Annotated in this window: 12 protein-coding genes; 6 read left to right on the forward strand and 6 right to left on the reverse strand. The window is 70.1% G+C overall.

Annotated elements, in window-relative coordinates:
* Positions 1-78 precede the first annotated feature (78 nt).
* Together ABIE44_RS09290 and ABIE44_RS09295 are read left to right on the forward strand one after the other, a co-directional pair.
* Positions 79-2445, forward strand: coding sequence for an Ig-like domain-containing protein (locus ABIE44_RS09290; RefSeq protein ID WP_209719095.1), 2367 nt, complete (start codon positions 79-81; stop codon positions 2443-2445).
* Positions 2446-2483: 38 nt separating this feature from the next.
* Positions 2484-3257: a DUF2470 domain-containing protein gene (locus ABIE44_RS09295; protein ID WP_209719092.1), complete on the forward strand. Its 774-nt coding sequence runs from the start codon at positions 2484-2486 to the stop codon at positions 3255-3257.
* 48 nt (positions 3258-3305) lie between these two features.
* On the opposite strand, the gene ABIE44_RS09300 is transcribed toward ABIE44_RS09295, so the two are convergent.
* Together ABIE44_RS09300 and ABIE44_RS09305 are read right to left on the reverse strand one after the other, a co-directional pair.
* The gene (locus tag ABIE44_RS09300; protein WP_209719089.1) at positions 3306-4802 is read right to left on the reverse strand and encodes a cobyric acid synthase; all 1497 of its coding nucleotides are present in this window, start codon (positions 4800-4802) and stop codon (positions 3306-3308) included.
* A complete protein-coding gene (locus tag ABIE44_RS09305) occupies positions 4799-5572 on the reverse strand; it encodes an SURF1 family protein (RefSeq protein ID WP_209719086.1) in 774 nt (257 codons plus the stop codon). Before ABIE44_RS09305 ends, ABIE44_RS09300 begins: the two co-directional genes overlap by 4 nt.
* A gap of 36 nt (positions 5573-5608) precedes the next feature.
* Here ABIE44_RS09305 and ABIE44_RS09310 point away from each other — a divergent pair, with 36 nt between their 5' ends.
* The gene (locus ABIE44_RS09310) at positions 5609-6418 is read left to right on the forward strand and encodes an MBL fold metallo-hydrolase (RefSeq protein WP_209719083.1); all 810 of its coding nucleotides are present in this window, start codon (positions 5609-5611) and stop codon (positions 6416-6418) included.
* 109 nt (positions 6419-6527) lie between these two features.
* Here the strand turns inward: ABIE44_RS09310 and ABIE44_RS09315 are convergent, their stop codons facing one another.
* A complete protein-coding gene (locus ABIE44_RS09315) occupies positions 6528-7250 on the reverse strand; it encodes an SDR family NAD(P)-dependent oxidoreductase (protein WP_209719080.1) in 723 nt (240 codons plus the stop codon).
* A gap of 143 nt (positions 7251-7393) precedes the next feature.
* On the opposite strand from ABIE44_RS09315, the gene ABIE44_RS09320 reads away from it, so the two are divergent.
* Genes ABIE44_RS09320 through ABIE44_RS09330 form a run of 3 tightly spaced genes read left to right on the forward strand, consistent with a single transcriptional unit; the run spans position 7394 to position 8464 of the window.
* The gene (locus tag ABIE44_RS09320; RefSeq protein ID WP_209723444.1) at positions 7394-7636 is read left to right on the forward strand and encodes a type II toxin-antitoxin system Phd/YefM family antitoxin; all 243 of its coding nucleotides are present in this window, start codon (positions 7394-7396) and stop codon (positions 7634-7636) included.
* Positions 7633-8016 (forward strand): type II toxin-antitoxin system VapC family toxin, encoded by a 384-nt coding sequence (locus ABIE44_RS09325; RefSeq protein WP_209719077.1) that lies wholly within the window; start codon positions 7633-7635, stop codon positions 8014-8016. The genes ABIE44_RS09320 and ABIE44_RS09325 overlap by 4 nt, the downstream gene beginning before the upstream one ends.
* 7 nt (positions 8017-8023) lie before the next feature.
* A complete protein-coding gene (locus tag ABIE44_RS09330) occupies positions 8024-8464 on the forward strand; it encodes a cupin domain-containing protein (protein WP_209719074.1) in 441 nt (146 codons plus the stop codon).
* A gap of 83 nt (positions 8465-8547) precedes the next feature.
* Here ABIE44_RS09330 and ABIE44_RS09335 read toward each other — a convergent pair whose 3' ends face one another.
* The 3 genes from ABIE44_RS09335 to ABIE44_RS09345 all read right to left on the reverse strand — a co-directional run bounded on the left by ABIE44_RS09335 (position 8548) and on the right by ABIE44_RS09345 (position 14856).
* Positions 8548-12687: an Ig-like domain-containing protein gene (locus ABIE44_RS09335; protein WP_209719072.1), complete on the reverse strand. Its 4140-nt coding sequence runs from the start codon at positions 12685-12687 to the stop codon at positions 8548-8550.
* 133 nt (positions 12688-12820) lie between these two features.
* Positions 12821-13957: an NAD(P)/FAD-dependent oxidoreductase gene (locus tag ABIE44_RS09340; protein ID WP_209719069.1), complete on the reverse strand. Its 1137-nt coding sequence runs from the start codon at positions 13955-13957 to the stop codon at positions 12821-12823.
* Positions 13954-14856, reverse strand: a complete 903-nt coding sequence (locus ABIE44_RS09345) for a DUF1295 domain-containing protein (RefSeq protein ID WP_209719065.1) — start codon at positions 14854-14856, stop codon at positions 13954-13956. Before ABIE44_RS09345 ends, ABIE44_RS09340 begins: the two co-directional genes overlap by 4 nt.
* Positions 14857-14922: the final 66 nt, after the last annotated feature.

The raw sequence follows: 14922 nt of genomic DNA on the forward strand, positions 1-14922 counted from the left end.
ACGCAAGACACGGGAAGATCACTGTGTCTGGCCGCAACTCGGGGCTCCGGACGACCACCGAAACGAAAAAGGGATCCGATGAAGCGAGCGCTCACGGGCGTCTTCCTGGCCGCGCTGGTCGTGCTCGGCCTGCCCGCCGCCTCCACCGCCGCCGGCGACAGCCCGGTCGTCTCGGTGAAGTCGGCCAGCTACTCCAGCCAGCCCCGCCCGTACACGGTCACCGTCTTCAACCGTCTCGACAACAGCAAGCTCACCGCCAAGATCACCAACTCCGGTATCGGCACCCGCTCGATGTCCTGCAGGCCCGCGGGCGCGATCAACGGCCTCGGCACCTGGCGCTGCACGCTCGGCAGCGGCCGCCTCGGCCTGGGGTCGATCCGCGTGACCGCCACGGCGAAGAGCGGCTCGACCACCCGGACCGGCTCGGGCAGCGGCAGCATCTCCAGCCGGTTCCGCATCACCGGGACCTCCGGATCGGTCAACGAGGGCGGCAGCTTCACCGTCCGCGGCAACTTCGACGGCGGCGCCTTCGGCGTCCGGGCCCGGGTCACCTCCAACGGCGGGGTCGTGGCCGGCCAGAGCGGCAGCAGCTGCTCGACCTCGGGAACCTCCTTCACCTGCAGCCTGCGCGCCGCGGCCGACATCGGCGGCACCTCCGGCACCCACCGGATCACCGTGACCGAGAGCGGTGGCGGCGGGTCCCGGTCGGCCAGCACCAGCATCAACGTCGTCGGCAAGGGCACCCCCGGTACGCCGAGCTTCTCCAGCCCCAAGAAGGTCAGCACCAAGAAGCAGCCGCTGACCATCAAGGGCCGCACCAGCGCCGGCGGCCTCACCGTCCAGCTGCTGGTCGACCCGTCCGGATCGCGGAACTGGTCCAACCCGGCGGCCACCTGCACCTCGTCGGGATCCGGTGCCTGGTCGTGCCGCCTGACCGACGTGCTGGCGACCGGCAAGCACACGATCGTGGCCCGGGTCGTCGACCCGAGCGATCCCGGCAGTGTCTCTCCCGAGGCGTCGTTCGCCTTCTCCGTCACCGCAGCTCCCACGCCGAGCGCCACCCCGACCCCGACGCCCAGCGCGACGCCGACACCCGAGGTCGAGCAGCCGCCGGTCACCCCCGAGGAGCCGGAGGAGCCCGAGGTCGAGAAGCCGATCTCCGGTGGCCTCAACAACCTGCTCGAGCTGCTCGTGCTCGCGCTCGCGGTCCTCTCGCTCTCCCGACCGGGTGCCCTCTCGCGCGTACGGCCGGCATCCTCGGCGTCCTTCACCGGTCGCAACCCGGGTGAGGAGTCCGAGCTCGAGACGGTCGGCTGGGGTGACCAGTCTCCCACCTGGGCGGCCTTCGGCACCGACGCCACCGACTTCTGGAGCCGTACGGCGCCGCCGGTCGTGGCCCGCTTCAGCCCGTTCCTCGGCCGGCTCTCCGTCGACGGTGTCGGCATCCGCGCCATGCTCGGCAGTTTGTGGTGGCTGTTCCCGATCGGTGGCGTCGCGCTCGGCATCGCCGGCGCTCAGGACACCGGCGGCCAGGCCGTCCCGCCCGCTCTGGGCATCCTCGTCGGCATCATCGTGCTCGGCGCCCTGGACGCCTCCGCCGGTTTCCTGGCCAGCCTCGCCTTCACCGTCGGGGTCGCCGGCAACCTCGACAAGCACGGCATCGGCGTGGTGATCGTGCTCGGCTTCCTGTGGACCGGACTGCCGCTGATCGCCTCGTTGCTGCGACCGATCCGGCGCGCCGGCCAGGGCTGGCGCTTCCGCTGGGACCGCCTGGCTGACGTCGTCATCGCAGCCCTGGTCTGCGGCTGGCTCGCGCAGCGGATCGCCGCCGGCATGGACGTCATCGCCGGGACGGGGACCGGTCTCCCGGCGGACGCCTCGAGCGTCGCCGTCATCACCGGCCTCGCCGTCGCCGGCCGGGTGCTGCTCGGGTGGCTGGTCGACGTCGCCTACCCGGAGCGTCTGCGCGCGACCGAGGTCTTCGAGGACATGCCCGAGCCGCGTACCTCCGCGCTCGTGCTCGGTTTCCTGGTGCGCACCGCTCTCTTCGCCCTCGTCGGCATCGCGGTGATCGGTTCCTGCTGGCAGCTGTGGGTCGGTGTGCTGCTGTTCGCGGTCCCGGACCTGCTCGCGGCGGTCCGCTCCCGCAGCGCCCTCGCACCCACCTTGCGTTCCGGACTGCCGGCCGGGCTCACCCAGGTCCTGGTGCTCGTGGTCTGGTGCAGCCTGGTAGTCGCCTTCGCGATCAGCAAGGCGGACGGCGACCTGAACAAGCTCAAGGCGGCGTTCGTCGCGGCGGCCGTGCTGCCTGCGATCTTCGCGTCGGTCCAGGTGTTCGCCGACGACGACCAGCCCAGGCCGGCGACGACCTGGCGCCTGCAGCTGGTCGGCGTCGCGATCGTGGTCGCGACGGCGGCGCTCGCGCTGCACGGGTGGAACTACTGACCCTGGCCTCGCTTGTGAGGTTAGGTTAGCCTTACCTCATGCGTCGATTCCAGGAACGCCGAGGGGCCCTGTCCACGAACCTGCCCGCGCTCTCCCCAGCAGAGCGGGCACGCACGGTCGTGGCGACCGCGACCACGTTGCGGGTCGCCTCCCCCGAGCTGACCCTCGACGTGCACCGCCACGGCGTCGTCCCGGACGGGTCGGTCCTGTTCCAGGCGCCCGCCGACTTCGCCGAGAAGCTCGACGACCACCAGATCACCGCCACCGTGGTCGACGTGGCAACCGTGCCGCAGGCAGATCGGATCCGCGGCGAGGTCACCCTGTCGGGTCGCGTGTTCGACGTCGCCGAGCCGTTGCCGGCCGGGATGCGGTTGCACCTGACCGGCTCCGAGGAGCCCGACGGGGCGACCCGGCTCGTCCAGCTGGTCCCCGAGAGGGTCGCACTCGCGTGGCGTTGCGAGACCGACGACTCCCAGCCGGCAGCGCGCCAGATCGGGATCGACGAGTACCGGTGCGCCTTCCCCGACCCCCTGCTGGGCTACGAGGCCGAGTGGCTCCCGCACCTGCAGGCCGACCACGGCGAGCTCCTCGTCGGGCTGGCTCGTTTCGACCTCGGGTGGAGTGAGGACCCCGAGGACGTGCGAGCGCTGGGCATCGACCGCTACGGCCTGGTCCTGCGGATCCGGCACTGCGGGATCCAGAACGACCTCCGGATCGGTTTCGCCAGGACCGTCACCTGCGGGTGCGACGTGCGGGAGGCCTTCTCAGACCTGATCAGCCGGGCGATGCCCGACGCCGGTCCGGTCTGCTGAACCGGGCCGAGCCAAGCCCGGTCGGCGAGCCTGCCGAGACGCCCAGCCTCAGCGCTGGCTCCCTGGCGGCAGCAGCGGCAGGTCGGCCGGGACGCCGCTCGTCACCAGGTCCAGCAGCGCGTCGACGTCGAGGTGCTCGGAGACCAGGTCGCCGAGCAGGTCGAGCCGCTCCTCGCGCCGCTCGGCGAACACGACCTCTGAGGGCGACCGGACCCGACCGGACGCCGCGGCGACCTCGGCGAGCAGGGCCTGGCGGAACCCGTCGCTCTCCAGGCTTCCGTGCCACATCGTCGCGAACACGGCACCCACGCGCGCCCCGCCCGGGAAGGCGTCCCCCGAGGCGACGTTGAACCGCCCGTGGTGGATCTCGTAGCCGGAGACCGGCTGCCCCAGTCCGGTCCCCTCGGGCAGCCGGAGCACCTTGTCCGCGCCGAACGTCGTGGTGGCGGAGACCAGGCCGAGCCCGTCGACCGACGCGCCGGCCTTGCCCTCGACCCCGTCCGGGTCCTCGATGCGGGTCCCCAGCATCTGGGCGCCGCCGCAGATCCCGAGGACCGCGCGACCAGCGGCCTGGTGGGTCGAGATCGCCTGGTCCAAACCGCGGGAGCGAAGCCACGCGAGGTCCGACAACGTGGCGCGTGTCCCCGGCAGCACGACCACGTCAGCACCGAGCAGGTCGCGCGGCGAGGTCGCGAAGAAGACGTCCAGGTCGGACTCGAGGCCCAGCGCGTCGACGTCGGTGAAGTTGCTGATCCGCGGCAGCCGGACCACGGCGACCCGCAGCGCCTCGCCGGTGCGGGCCCGACGGCCGTCCAGGTCCAGGGCATCCTCGGAGTCGAGCCAGAGGCCGGGGTGCCAGGGCAGCACGCCGTACGTCGGGCGGCCGGTCAGCCGGGTCAGCTCGTCGATGCCCGGCGCGAGCAGGGACAGCTCGCCGCGGAACTTGTTCGCCACGAAGCCGGCGATCAGTCGTTGGTCCGCCGGCTCGAGGAGGGCGACGGTGCCGAACAGCGCCGCGAAGAGCCCGCCCCGGTCGATGTCACCGACGACCACGGTCGGCAGCCCGGCGTGCCGCGCCAGGCCCATGTTGACGTAGTCGCCGGCGCGCAGGTTGATCTCGGTCGGGCTGCCGGCGCCCTCGGCGACGACGACGTCGAAGCGCGAGGCCAGGTCGTCGTACGCCGCGTGCGCGGCCCGGGCGAGCTCGACCCGACCGTCCTCCCAGTTCGTGGAGGAAAGGGTCCCGGCAGGTTGACCCATCACCACGACGTGGCTGCGGGTGTCACCACCGGGCTTGAGCAGGACCGGGTTCATCGCCGCCTCGGGCTCGACGCCGGCAGCGCGCGCCTGGATCCACTGCGCCCGCCCGATCTCACTGAACCGGTCGAGGGTGGTATCGGCGCAGACCATCGAGTTGTTCGACATGTTCTGCGCCTTGTACGGCGCCACGTCGATCCCGCGGCGGCGCAGGGCCCGGCAGAGGCCCGTGGTGACGATGCTCTTGCCGGCGTCCGACGTGGTGCCGGCGACCAGGAGGCCGCTCACGCGGGCTCCACCTCCGCCGCTGCAGCGGGGTCGACCTCGGACTCGCCCTCGTCCTTCCACGAGTCCGCGCACCAGCGGGCCCAGACGAAGAACGCGAATGCCCCGAAGACCCACCACTCGATCGCGTAGAGCAGGTTGCGCAGCGCGGTGAAGCCGGAGACGTCGGGGACCGCGGCGGCCGAGACCGAACGCAGACCACCGGCCTCCGGGCCGCCCTGCCCGGTGACGTCGCGTGCGACGACGTAGGCGCTGTAGAGGTCGGCGTCGACGTGCTCGACCAGGCTCGCCAGCCGCATCATGGGGATGACGTCGTCGTGCGGGTCGTCGTCGACCGGACCGCTGCCCTCGCTGGCCTGCAGCCACCCGGTGACCTCGACCGGTCCGGTCGGGGCGACGGACTCGGCTTTCGCGGACCAGCCGCGCACGACCGGCATCACCGACTGCGACCCGTCGACCCGGACCGGCGTGACCACCCAGTAGCCGCGCTTCTTCCCGACGTACCGGTCGGCGATGTAGAGCGTGGAGTCGGCGAGCCAGGTCCCGGCGAAGCTGACCGGGCGGCCGACCGAGCGACCCGGGAACGAGCTGTCGCCGTCCATGACCGTGCCGAGCCCGACGGGCTTGAGGTTCGAGATGTCGCGGGCGGCGTCCGCGCGGCGGGTGTGCCAGGCGTCGAGCTGCCAGATCCCCAGACCCACGGCGGCGGAGACGCAGACGATCATCGCCAGGTGCCCCGCCCAGAACTTCGGACGAAGCAGGGTCGTGAACACCTGGTCAGCCTACGGGTGGGGTGCGAGGATCTCCGCGTGACCTCCCTGATCCGGCACCTCAACTGTGCGTCCATGGCCCCGCGGGCACCGTTCGGACTGACCCCGGACCGGATGGTCTGCCACTGCCTGCTGATCGAAGGGCCGGACGGGCTGACGCTGGTCGACAGCGGCTTCGGCACCGAGGACCTCGCCCAGAAGCGGATGGGCAAGGCGTTCATCGCCCTCATGGGGGCATCGCTCGACCCGGGCGAGACCGCGGTCGCCCAGGTGCGCGCGCTGGGGTACGCGCCGGAGGACGTGAAGGACGTCGTCCTCACCCACCTCGACCTCGACCATGCCGGGGGCATCGGTGACTTCCCGACAGCGCGGGTGCACGTCTTCGCCGACGAGCTCGACGCCGCCCGCAAGCGGGCCTCGGCCAAGGAGAAGAACCGCTACATCGAGGCGCAGTGGGCGCACGGCCCGAGCTGGGTCGTGCACGACGTGGACGCCGGGGGCGAGAGCTGGTTCGGGTTCGAGTCGGTGACCCGGGTCAGCGAGGACCTGCTGCTGGTACCGACGCGTGGTCACACCCGCGGGCACGTCGCGGTCGCCGTACGCCGTCCGTCAGGCGGGTGGTTCCTGCATGCCGGCGACTCCTACTTCAACCACGGGGAGAAGCAGACCCCACCGACCTGCCCCAGCGGCCTCTCGATCTTCCAGAGCGCGGTCCAGATGGACAAGAAGGCGCGGCTCGCGAACCAGGACCGGATCCGGTCTCTGCACGCCGACCACGGCAACGAGGTCACCATCTTCTGCGCCCACGACGCGCTCGAGTTCGACGCCCTCGAGGGCGTGACCGACTAGTCAGGCAGACACGTCAGGGCGTCTCGGCAAGCTCGACGACCGGGGCCGCCCGGGTGGTCGAGCGTAGTCGAGACCTCGATGATCTCGACTACGCTCGATCAACCGGGACTCAGCTCATCCCGCCGTCGTGGGCCAGCACGCAGCCGGTGATCATGCGCGCGGCCGGCGACGCGAGGTAGACGATCGACGCACCCAGCTCGGCCGGCGCGATCGCGCGACCGGGCAGCATCATCATCAGCCGGTCAGCCACCCGCGGGTCCAGGTCGTCCGGGTACTTCTCGGCGACCTCGGAGACGATCGGGGTGTCGACGGTGCCGGGGCAGATCGCGTTCACGCGGATCCGCTCGGGAGCGAGCTCGAGCGCCAGCGACCGGGTCATCTGGGTCAGTCCGCCCTTGGCGGCGGAGTAGCCGACTGTGTAGCCCTGCGGCACCCGGCCGGCGACCGACGAGACGTTGACGATGTTCGCGCCACGGGTCTTGCGCAGGTAGGGGAGTGCCTCCTGCATGACCATGAACGGACCCTTGAGGTCGACGGCGTGGATGCGGTCCCACTCGTCGTCGGTGATCGTGTCGAAGCGACCGAACTGCACGATGCCGGCGACGTTGGCCAGCACGTCGATCTTGCCCTCGGCGTCACCGATCCCGGTAATCGCGGCCTTCACCGACGCGCGGTCACCGACGTTGCACTCGACGAACGTCGTGCCCTCGGGCCCGGTGCCCTTGATGTCGAGGCTGTAGACCTTGTCGCCGAGGTCGCGGAACAGCTCGGCAGTCGCGTACCCGATGCCGGAACCGGCTCCGGTGATGACGACGACGCGGGGGTCGGACATGAGGTTCTCCTGGGATCGGGCGGACGCTGCCTCGGACGGTAGCAGGAGAACTAGAACCTGTTCTAGAGATGAGCGCAATCCACACCTGTGCAGAACCTTGTGGACTAAGTCGGACTAAGTCCTATGCTGAACCCGTGACGGCAATGGTCAACATCCACGAGGCGAAGACCCACCTCTCCAAGCTCCTCGAGCGGGTCGAGAACGGGGAGACGATCGTCATCGCGCGTGCGGGCAAGCCGGTGGCCGAGCTGTCGGCGGTGAAGCCCAAGGTCGACATCGTCTGGGGCGGGCTCGCGCACCTCGTCGAGTACGACGAGTCCGCGTTCAGCCCGGAGGCCGATGCGGAGGTCGCGGCGATGTTCAACGACAAGATCTTCCCGGCGTGATCCTCCTCGACACCCACGTCCTGCTCTGGGTCGTCACCGGCGTACGCCCTGTCGGGCGTCGAGCCACCGACTCCATCCGGCAGGCGGACGGCGTGCTCGCGTCCGCGATCAGCTACGTCGAGCTGGCCGTCAAGGGACAGCGCCGCAAGGTCACCGTGCCGTCCGAGTTCCCGCGCCTGGTGCGCGAGCAAGGCATCCGGCCTCTTGCCTTCACCGAGGATCACGCGAACGGGCTCACCACGATTCCTGCGTTGCAGGGGCACGACCCGTTCGACCGCATGCTGCTGGCGCAGGCCCAGATCGACGGCCACCAGTTCGCCACCGCCGACGCCGTCCTGCTCGGCCTCGACCTCCCCTGGATCATCGACGCCACCACCTAGGAGCACCGTGACCGACCTTCCCGACTGGGCCGCCGACCTCGATCTCCAGCCGCACCCCGAGGGTGGCTGGTACGCCGAGACCTACCGGCACGACGCGACCACCGAGACGGCGGCCGGCACCCGGTCGCTGGGCACGGCCATCTACTTCCTGCTCCTACCCGGGGACTCCTCGGCCTGGCACCGGGTCGCCAGCGACGAGCTCTGGTTCCACCACCGCGGCGGGCCGCTGCGCCTGTGGATCAGCGACGACCCGGTGGACCCGGTCGTCGAGCCTGCCGAGACGATCCTCGGCTCCGACCTCGCAGCCGGACAGAGACCCCAGCTGCTCGTGCCGGCCGGTGCCTGGCAGGCGGCTCGCCCCGTCGACGAAGCCGTGCTGGTCAGCTGCGTCGTCGTACCGGGCTTCGACTTCGCCGACTTCGAGCTCGGCGGTCCGGCGCCGGCCTGAGCAGCACGGACGCGAACCACGAAGGGCCCCCGGGAGATCACGACAGTTCCCCGGGGGCCCTTCTGGTCATGCCGTCAGCGGCATCACTTCTTCTTCCTCACCAAGGTGAACGTCGTGCTCACCACCTTGGTCCCGCCCTCGGCCTTGAAGGTGACGGTCACGGAGACCGTGATCTTTCCCTTCCGCTTCAGCGGTGCCTTGTACGCCGACTTCGCGGTGATCGGGATCTGGATGATCCCGGCACCCGCCGCCTTCTTCGTGACGGTGACGACCTTGCCGCCGGTCAGCGTGATGGTGCCCGCTGTGTTCACCTTGACGCTGAGGACGGCCGTCCCCTTCTTCTTGTTCTTCACCACGCCGGCGCCGTTCAGCGTCGGCTTGATCGGCGGAGCCTTGGCGACCTTCACCGTCAGCGTGCCCGACGTGGTCTCCTGACCGGAGGAGTCGGTGACGACCCCTGCGAAGGTGACCGTCTTGCCGGCGTCGGCTGTGGTCGGCGTCCAGGTGAACGCGTACGGCGCCTGCGACTCCGTGGCCACCGTCTTGCCGTCGACCAGCAGGGCAGCCGACTTCACCGCGAAGTCGTCACGACCGAGCACCAGCGGGTACACCGTCTGGCCGGGCTTGACCGTCAGCCCCGTACCCGGGTCGATCAGCTCTGCGGTCGGGTCGTCGTCACCGACGCCGCCCTCCTTCGTCGGCACCGCGGCCGGTGCCGAGGTCAGCCGACCGGGCACGGTGACCGTGGCCGCGGGTGTGGTGTCCGGACCGGAGATCGCCTCCAGGCCGGTGTCCGGGTTGGCCGGTCCACCGGCGACCGGGGCACCCTGACCCACGTAGCTGTTGCTCAGCGCGAACGGAGCACCCTGGCGCACAGCCGACTTGTCCGCGTTGGCGTTGTACGCCGCGAACCCGTTCCCGGTGACAATGTTGCCGGTCGCGGTCAGCGAACCAGGAGCATCGGTACCGGCGTCGGTGAGCAGGATGCCGTAGGACTTCGACGGGTCGGGCTTGAAGTAGTTGCCGGTGATCCGGCTGTTCTTCACGAACCCGTCCGCGCCGCCGGCGTACTTGATGCCCGTCTGCGGGACGACCGTGCCCGGCTTGCCCTTCACGACCGTGTTGGTCACGTAGCCGTGCTGCTTGACGTTGGTCCGGACCAGGTTGTCCGCACTTCCGTCAGCACCGCGAGCGCCGTCGAACAGGATGCCGCCGGACTGGTACCCGGTGACCAGGCTGTTGGTGACGGTGACCTCGTTCTCGACCGTGCCGGCGCCGGACCCCTGGATGAGGCCCGTCTTGACGATGCCCCACCCGTGCGGGTTCTCCGCGAGGTCGTCGGCGTTCGTGGCGACCTTCATCGGCCCGACCACGCTCTCCGACACCCGGCCCGCCGCACCGAAGAAGGCGATGCCGGCCTCGGCGTAGGTGTCACCGGCCACCACCGTGACCCCCGAGATGTCCACGAACATCTCGTTGGTGTCGGTCGAACCGAGCGACTGCCGCGACACCGTGATGACGTTGCCGCCGCCGTCGCGCAGGTAGGGCTTGACCCCGGCGAGGGTGTCGAGCGACTGGTCCGGCTCGATGGTGACCTTGTCAGCTCCGGCGCCCTTGATCTTCAGGGGCTTGGTGATGGTCAGACCGTTGGTCGAGCCTGTCGCCACCGGGTTGCTGGCGTGGTAGACCGGCGTCGAGGACTCCTCGTAGGTGCCGGCGCAGACCACGATCGTGTCCCACGGGGCGGCGAAGTCGATCGCGGACTGGATCGAGGTGAAGTTCGCGTTCGGGCACTGCTCCTTGTCGTCGTCGACCACCCACGAGGTGTTCGAGTACGGGTCGGCCACGGTGTCGACGAGCTTCAGGTTGCCCGCGCTGACGTCGTAGTCCTCGAGCAGGTCGGCCGGGTCCGGTCCGGTGCCGGCCGGACCGCTGCCGGCGCCGTTCGCGGCGTTGCCGTCGGAGAGGATCAGCGGGTTCGCCGCGGTGGCCTCCTGGAAGCGCACGTCCGCGAGCTGGATGGACCCCGACTGCGGCGTCCCGTCAGCACCGAACTCGAAGGAGATCTTGTCCAACGAGCTGATGTCCACGCCCGCGTCCGCGAACTCGCTGAGCGGGACCCGGATCTGGTCCAGCACGATGTGCGTGTTCGGGGTGTTGGTGCCGGTGGACATGTGCAGGGCATTGCCCCAGCGCTCGTCGCCGGCGTGCACCGACGCCGTCTTCCCCTTCGTGTCGGTGAGCGTGATCAGGAAGTCCTGCGTGGAGTTCTCCGGGTCGTAGGACTGCGGCTTCTCGTTGGCCCAGATCGGCGCCTCGGTGGTGCCGGTCTTGGTGTTGTCGCCACGCTCGTCGGCGCCCGGGTTGCGGGTGTCGAAGAAGTTGACGTCTGCGCCCATCGCCAGTGCCTTCAGCCCCGACATGTCCTTGGACGCGTCCGGGATGTCGGCGGTGAGCTCGGCGTCCTGGCCGGCCTCCCAGGCGAGCGCCAGCTGGCGCCCGTAGGAGTGGTTGACCGGAGCGTTCTCACGGATGCCGTTCTGACCGCCCAGTGCCGCCTTGCCCGGCAGTGGGCAGGCCTTGGCGCCGGTGGGCTGGGTGCTCTTGCCCAGCTGCGCGGGGGCGAAGTCGTCGGGCTCGGGGTTGCACCAGTCGTAGCCGCCCGCCGTCTTCTCGGGCAGCGAGACCGCGCCGTTGTCGAGGTAGGGGTAGGCGAAGCCGTCACCGGACAGCTTCCCGCCCAGCGCGTTCAGCCCGAGCGGGTTCTCGACCTCGGGACGGATCACGTCGACGCGCTCACCCTTGGCTGGGAAGTAGCTCGTCGAGACGTACTCCTTGCAGGGCACCCGGGTGCCGGACTCGCTGGTCGGGCAGGCCGAGGCAGGGATCTGCAGGTGCGACGCGGTGTCGGAGAGCTCGCCGGTCATGTACGGCTCGAAGGCACCCTCACCACCGACGTAGCGCCGGAAGAACGCGGCCATCGTGGCGAGACCGATCTTCTCCTGGTCGCCCATCCGAGCCGGGTCGCCGGAGATCTTGGTGTTGACCAGCGGGTTGTAGGTGTCGTCGTTGTCGATGACGTAGTTGTTGGTTTTCTCCTGGTCCTGGCTGCCGTTGGTGCTGCCTGGCCGCGCGGTGATGGCCTTGGGGTTGGCCGAACCGGACAGGCGCAGGTTGTTCGGGTGCACGTTCGTCGAGGCGAACGGGGCCGAGTTGCCGCAGGCGGCGTCGTTGTTGGCCTGGCCGTCGGCACCGCCGTCGGCGTACCAGACGGTGTTGTACCAGTTGTGGATCGCTCCGAGCTGCGAGGACTGGATCCGCGGGAACGGGTCCTTCGGATTGATGTACTGGCTGCGCTCGTAGAAGCGCGCGCCCTGCAGGTTGGAGACGTCGCCGTCGCAGAACGGCAGGATCGTCATGTACGGCGTGCCGTACGGCGCCTTCCGCTCGTAGTCCACCGGCGCCAGCGAGATCACACCGCGCAACGGGTAGCGCGGGCCGTCGGTCCGCTCCCGGTTGTAGTCGATGAAGCTGGTCACCGCGTCACCGCCGCGGGAGTGGCCCATCAGTCCGATGCGGGTCATGTCGAGCTTGCCCGACAGCGTCGTCCCGATCGTCGCGTTGGCCGTGACCGGAACACCACCCGGGGTGTTCGCCAGGGTCAGCGCGTCCAGGGCGGCCGCGATCAGCTTGCGGCGCTGGTGCATGCCCTTGCCCTTGTTGTTGTCCTGCCGCATCATCAGCTGGTCCTGGGAGAGCGAGAAGACCGTGTAGCCCCAGGTCGCCAGGTTCTCACCGAGGTAGGCGTAACCGGCCTCGTTCCGCTTGAACGCGGTGCAGGTCGCGGTGGTGCTGTCCTGGCCGGCGTCGCAGGAGCCGTGGTTGCCGTGCACGAGCACGATCACCGGCGACGGCTCCGAGCGGTCGGAGGGGTAGAACAGCTGGCCCCGGATCTCGAAGTACTCGGGCGCCCGAGCGGTACCCGCGGTCGGCGCGGCGCCGGAGGAGTCCGGCTCCTGCAGCGCAGCGGTGCCGAGCTTCGCCTCCTGGACGACGGCGGCGGTGTAGGTGCCGCGAGCCGTCGGGTCGGGCAGGGCCGACGGGTCTGCCGCCGGCGCGAGGGACGGCGTCGCGGTGGCCGTCGGTGCGAGTGGCACCAGCAGAGCGCCTGCCAGGGCCGTCACGGCGAGAGCGCTCCAGCGCTTCGTGGTGAGCAACTTCAAGGGGAGTTCCTAACGTCGTGGGGTCATCGCCCGAGAGGCCCCAAACGGACATTACGAACCCACGATTTCTCGGCAGTTGCTGTAGTGATGCTTTCAACTACCGAGCGAATGAGACACCCGGTCGCGCCCCGGATCAGCCCTTGCGCACGCCGCCGTAGATGCCGCGACGCACGATCCACGGCTGCAGCACCGTGTTGATCGTCCACGCCGGGAAGCGGTAGCCCTTGCCGGTCGGCGCGAAGACCTCGAGACCGTTCGGCTGGACGCCGACGACAGATCCCCACCGGCGCTTGGCCGGCTGGAAGGTCTTGAGCGCGCCACCACGGAGCGCCGCGATCACGTTGTCGGCGAGCAGGCCGTCGGCGCGGCTGCGCGCCGAGTTGCGCAGCGGGTCCGTGGCCGCGACGTCGCCGATCGCGAAGACGTCGTTCCGACCGGTGACCCGCAGGTGCTCGTCAACCGCGACGAAGCCGTGTTCGTCGAGCACGTCCGCGGGGAGCCACCCGGTGTTCGGCCGGACCCGGCCGATCGTCCAGAGCACGGCGTCCGCGTCGACCGGGTCCTGGCCCGTGCTCCAGGCAACCGGGCCCGCCGTGATCTCGTCACAGGCGAAGCCGTCGGGGATCACCGCGCGGTGGCCCGGGTGCACCTCGACGCCGAGGTCGTCCAACCGACCGGCCAGCGTGGTCCACACCCGGTGGTGGTGCTGGGGGAGTGCGCGCTCACCCGGGAAGTAGAGGTGGACCTTCTTGTCCGGCCAGGTGCGCGCGACGTTGAGGGCGGAGCTGACGGCAGCCGCACCGCCACCGAGGACGACGACGGTGCTGCTCGATGCGAGCCGGTCGTGGGCGGAGGTGAGAGCTCCCTCGACCTCCGCCTCGGACTGCAGCTCGGGCTTTCGCCAGAACCCGTTGGTCACCCCGGTCGCGATCACGAGGGCGTCGTAGGACTCGGTGGTCTCGCCTCCGTCGGGTCCCGCCACCGTGACGGTGCGGCCGTCCAGGTCCGCGCCGAGGATCGAACCGTGCACGGTGCGGACGCCGTCGAGCTTGCGGTACCGGTCGAACGAGATCCAGTAGTCCCGGGCCCAGTCGCTCGGCCGGGTCAGCCGGACGCCGAGCTCCTGGCCGCTGACGAGTCCCGGCTTGGAGGAGATGCCGACGACGTCGGCGCGCTTCGCCAGGTGGATCGCGGTCAGCAGGCCCGTGTCGCCGAGACCGGCGACGACGACCTTCGGCCTGGTCCTGTCACGAGGGCCGCCCTGGGTCACGCGGCGGCCTTCTTCCTCGGCGGCCGCGGGAAGAAGCGCGGGACCCGCGCGATGACGTCGGCGTACGACGGACGGCGCTCGAGGCTGCGCTGCTCCATCATCGGGATGCTGGCTCCCTGGAACATGGCGTACATCCCGAGCGCGCCGACGAAGACCCACCACCAGTCGTCCGGGTTCGCCGCCAGCCCGAAGAGCCCCAGGGAGAACCAGAAGCTGAACTCGCCGAAGTAGTTCGGGTGCCGTGACCACGACCAGAGGCCGGAGTCCATCGCCTGGCCGGGCTGGCGGGTGTCGGCGAACCGGTACATCTGGACGTCAGCGGCGTACTCGAGCACGACCGCGCCCAGGCCCACGACCAGCGCGACGTAGTCCAACCAGCCGACGTCCTCCGACGCCCGGGTCAGCACGACGTAGACGGGCAGCATGCCGGCGAAGACCTGCAACGTCGGGAACACGTGGATGGCCATCAGGTCCACGGCCGCCTCGGCCTTACCGGCCTTGTCGCGCAGCAGCGGGTAGCGCCAGTCCTCGTGGTGCAGGCCGGGGAAGGCGTAGATCCAGTTGCCGGTCAACCGGACCGCCCAGACGAGCACCACCACGGCGACCAGCCAGGTGCGGGTGTCGTCGGCCGGCGTCCCGGACTCGATCCACCAGGCCAGCATCAGCAGGGGAGGCAGCACGCTCCAGTACGCGTCGTAGAAGCTCGAGTTGCGGTGCATCCGGCTCGCGGCGAAGACAACCGCGGTCGCGATCAGGTCCGCGATCAGGCCGTCCAACCACAGGTGGTCGGTCTCAGGTCCCCACGCCATCCAGGCACCGCCGGCGCCGAAAGCGACCACGTAGGCGATACCGACGCGTGCCAACGACTCGGCCTTGCTCATCCGCTGCTCAGCACTCATAAGCACTGACGGTACCTAGAACGTGTTCTACTCCGCTAGCGAACGAGTCACCTCGCACCTGGCCCA

This window comes from Marmoricola sp. OAE513, assembly GCF_040546585.1.
GTDB lineage: Bacteria > Actinomycetota > Actinomycetes > Propionibacteriales > Nocardioidaceae > Marmoricola.

Excerpts from the sequence above, each read along its gene's own strand:
- ABIE44_RS09290 (WP_209719095.1), top strand. The coding sequence starts at position 79 with ATGAAGCGAGCGCTCACGGGCGTCTTCCTGGCCGCGCTGGTCGTGCTC.
- ABIE44_RS09295 (WP_209719092.1), top strand. The coding sequence starts at position 2,484 with ATGCGTCGATTCCAGGAACGCCGAGGGGCCCTGTCCACGAACCTGCCC.
- ABIE44_RS09315 (WP_209719080.1), bottom strand. The coding sequence starts at position 7,250 with ATGTCCGACCCCCGCGTCGTCGTCATCACCGGAGCCGGTTCCGGCATC.
- ABIE44_RS09320 (WP_209723444.1), top strand. The coding sequence starts at position 7,394 with ATGGTCAACATCCACGAGGCGAAGACCCACCTCTCCAAGCTCCTCGAG.
- ABIE44_RS09345 (WP_209719065.1), bottom strand. The coding sequence starts at position 14,856 with ATGAGTGCTGAGCAGCGGATGAGCAAGGCCGAGTCGTTGGCACGCGTC.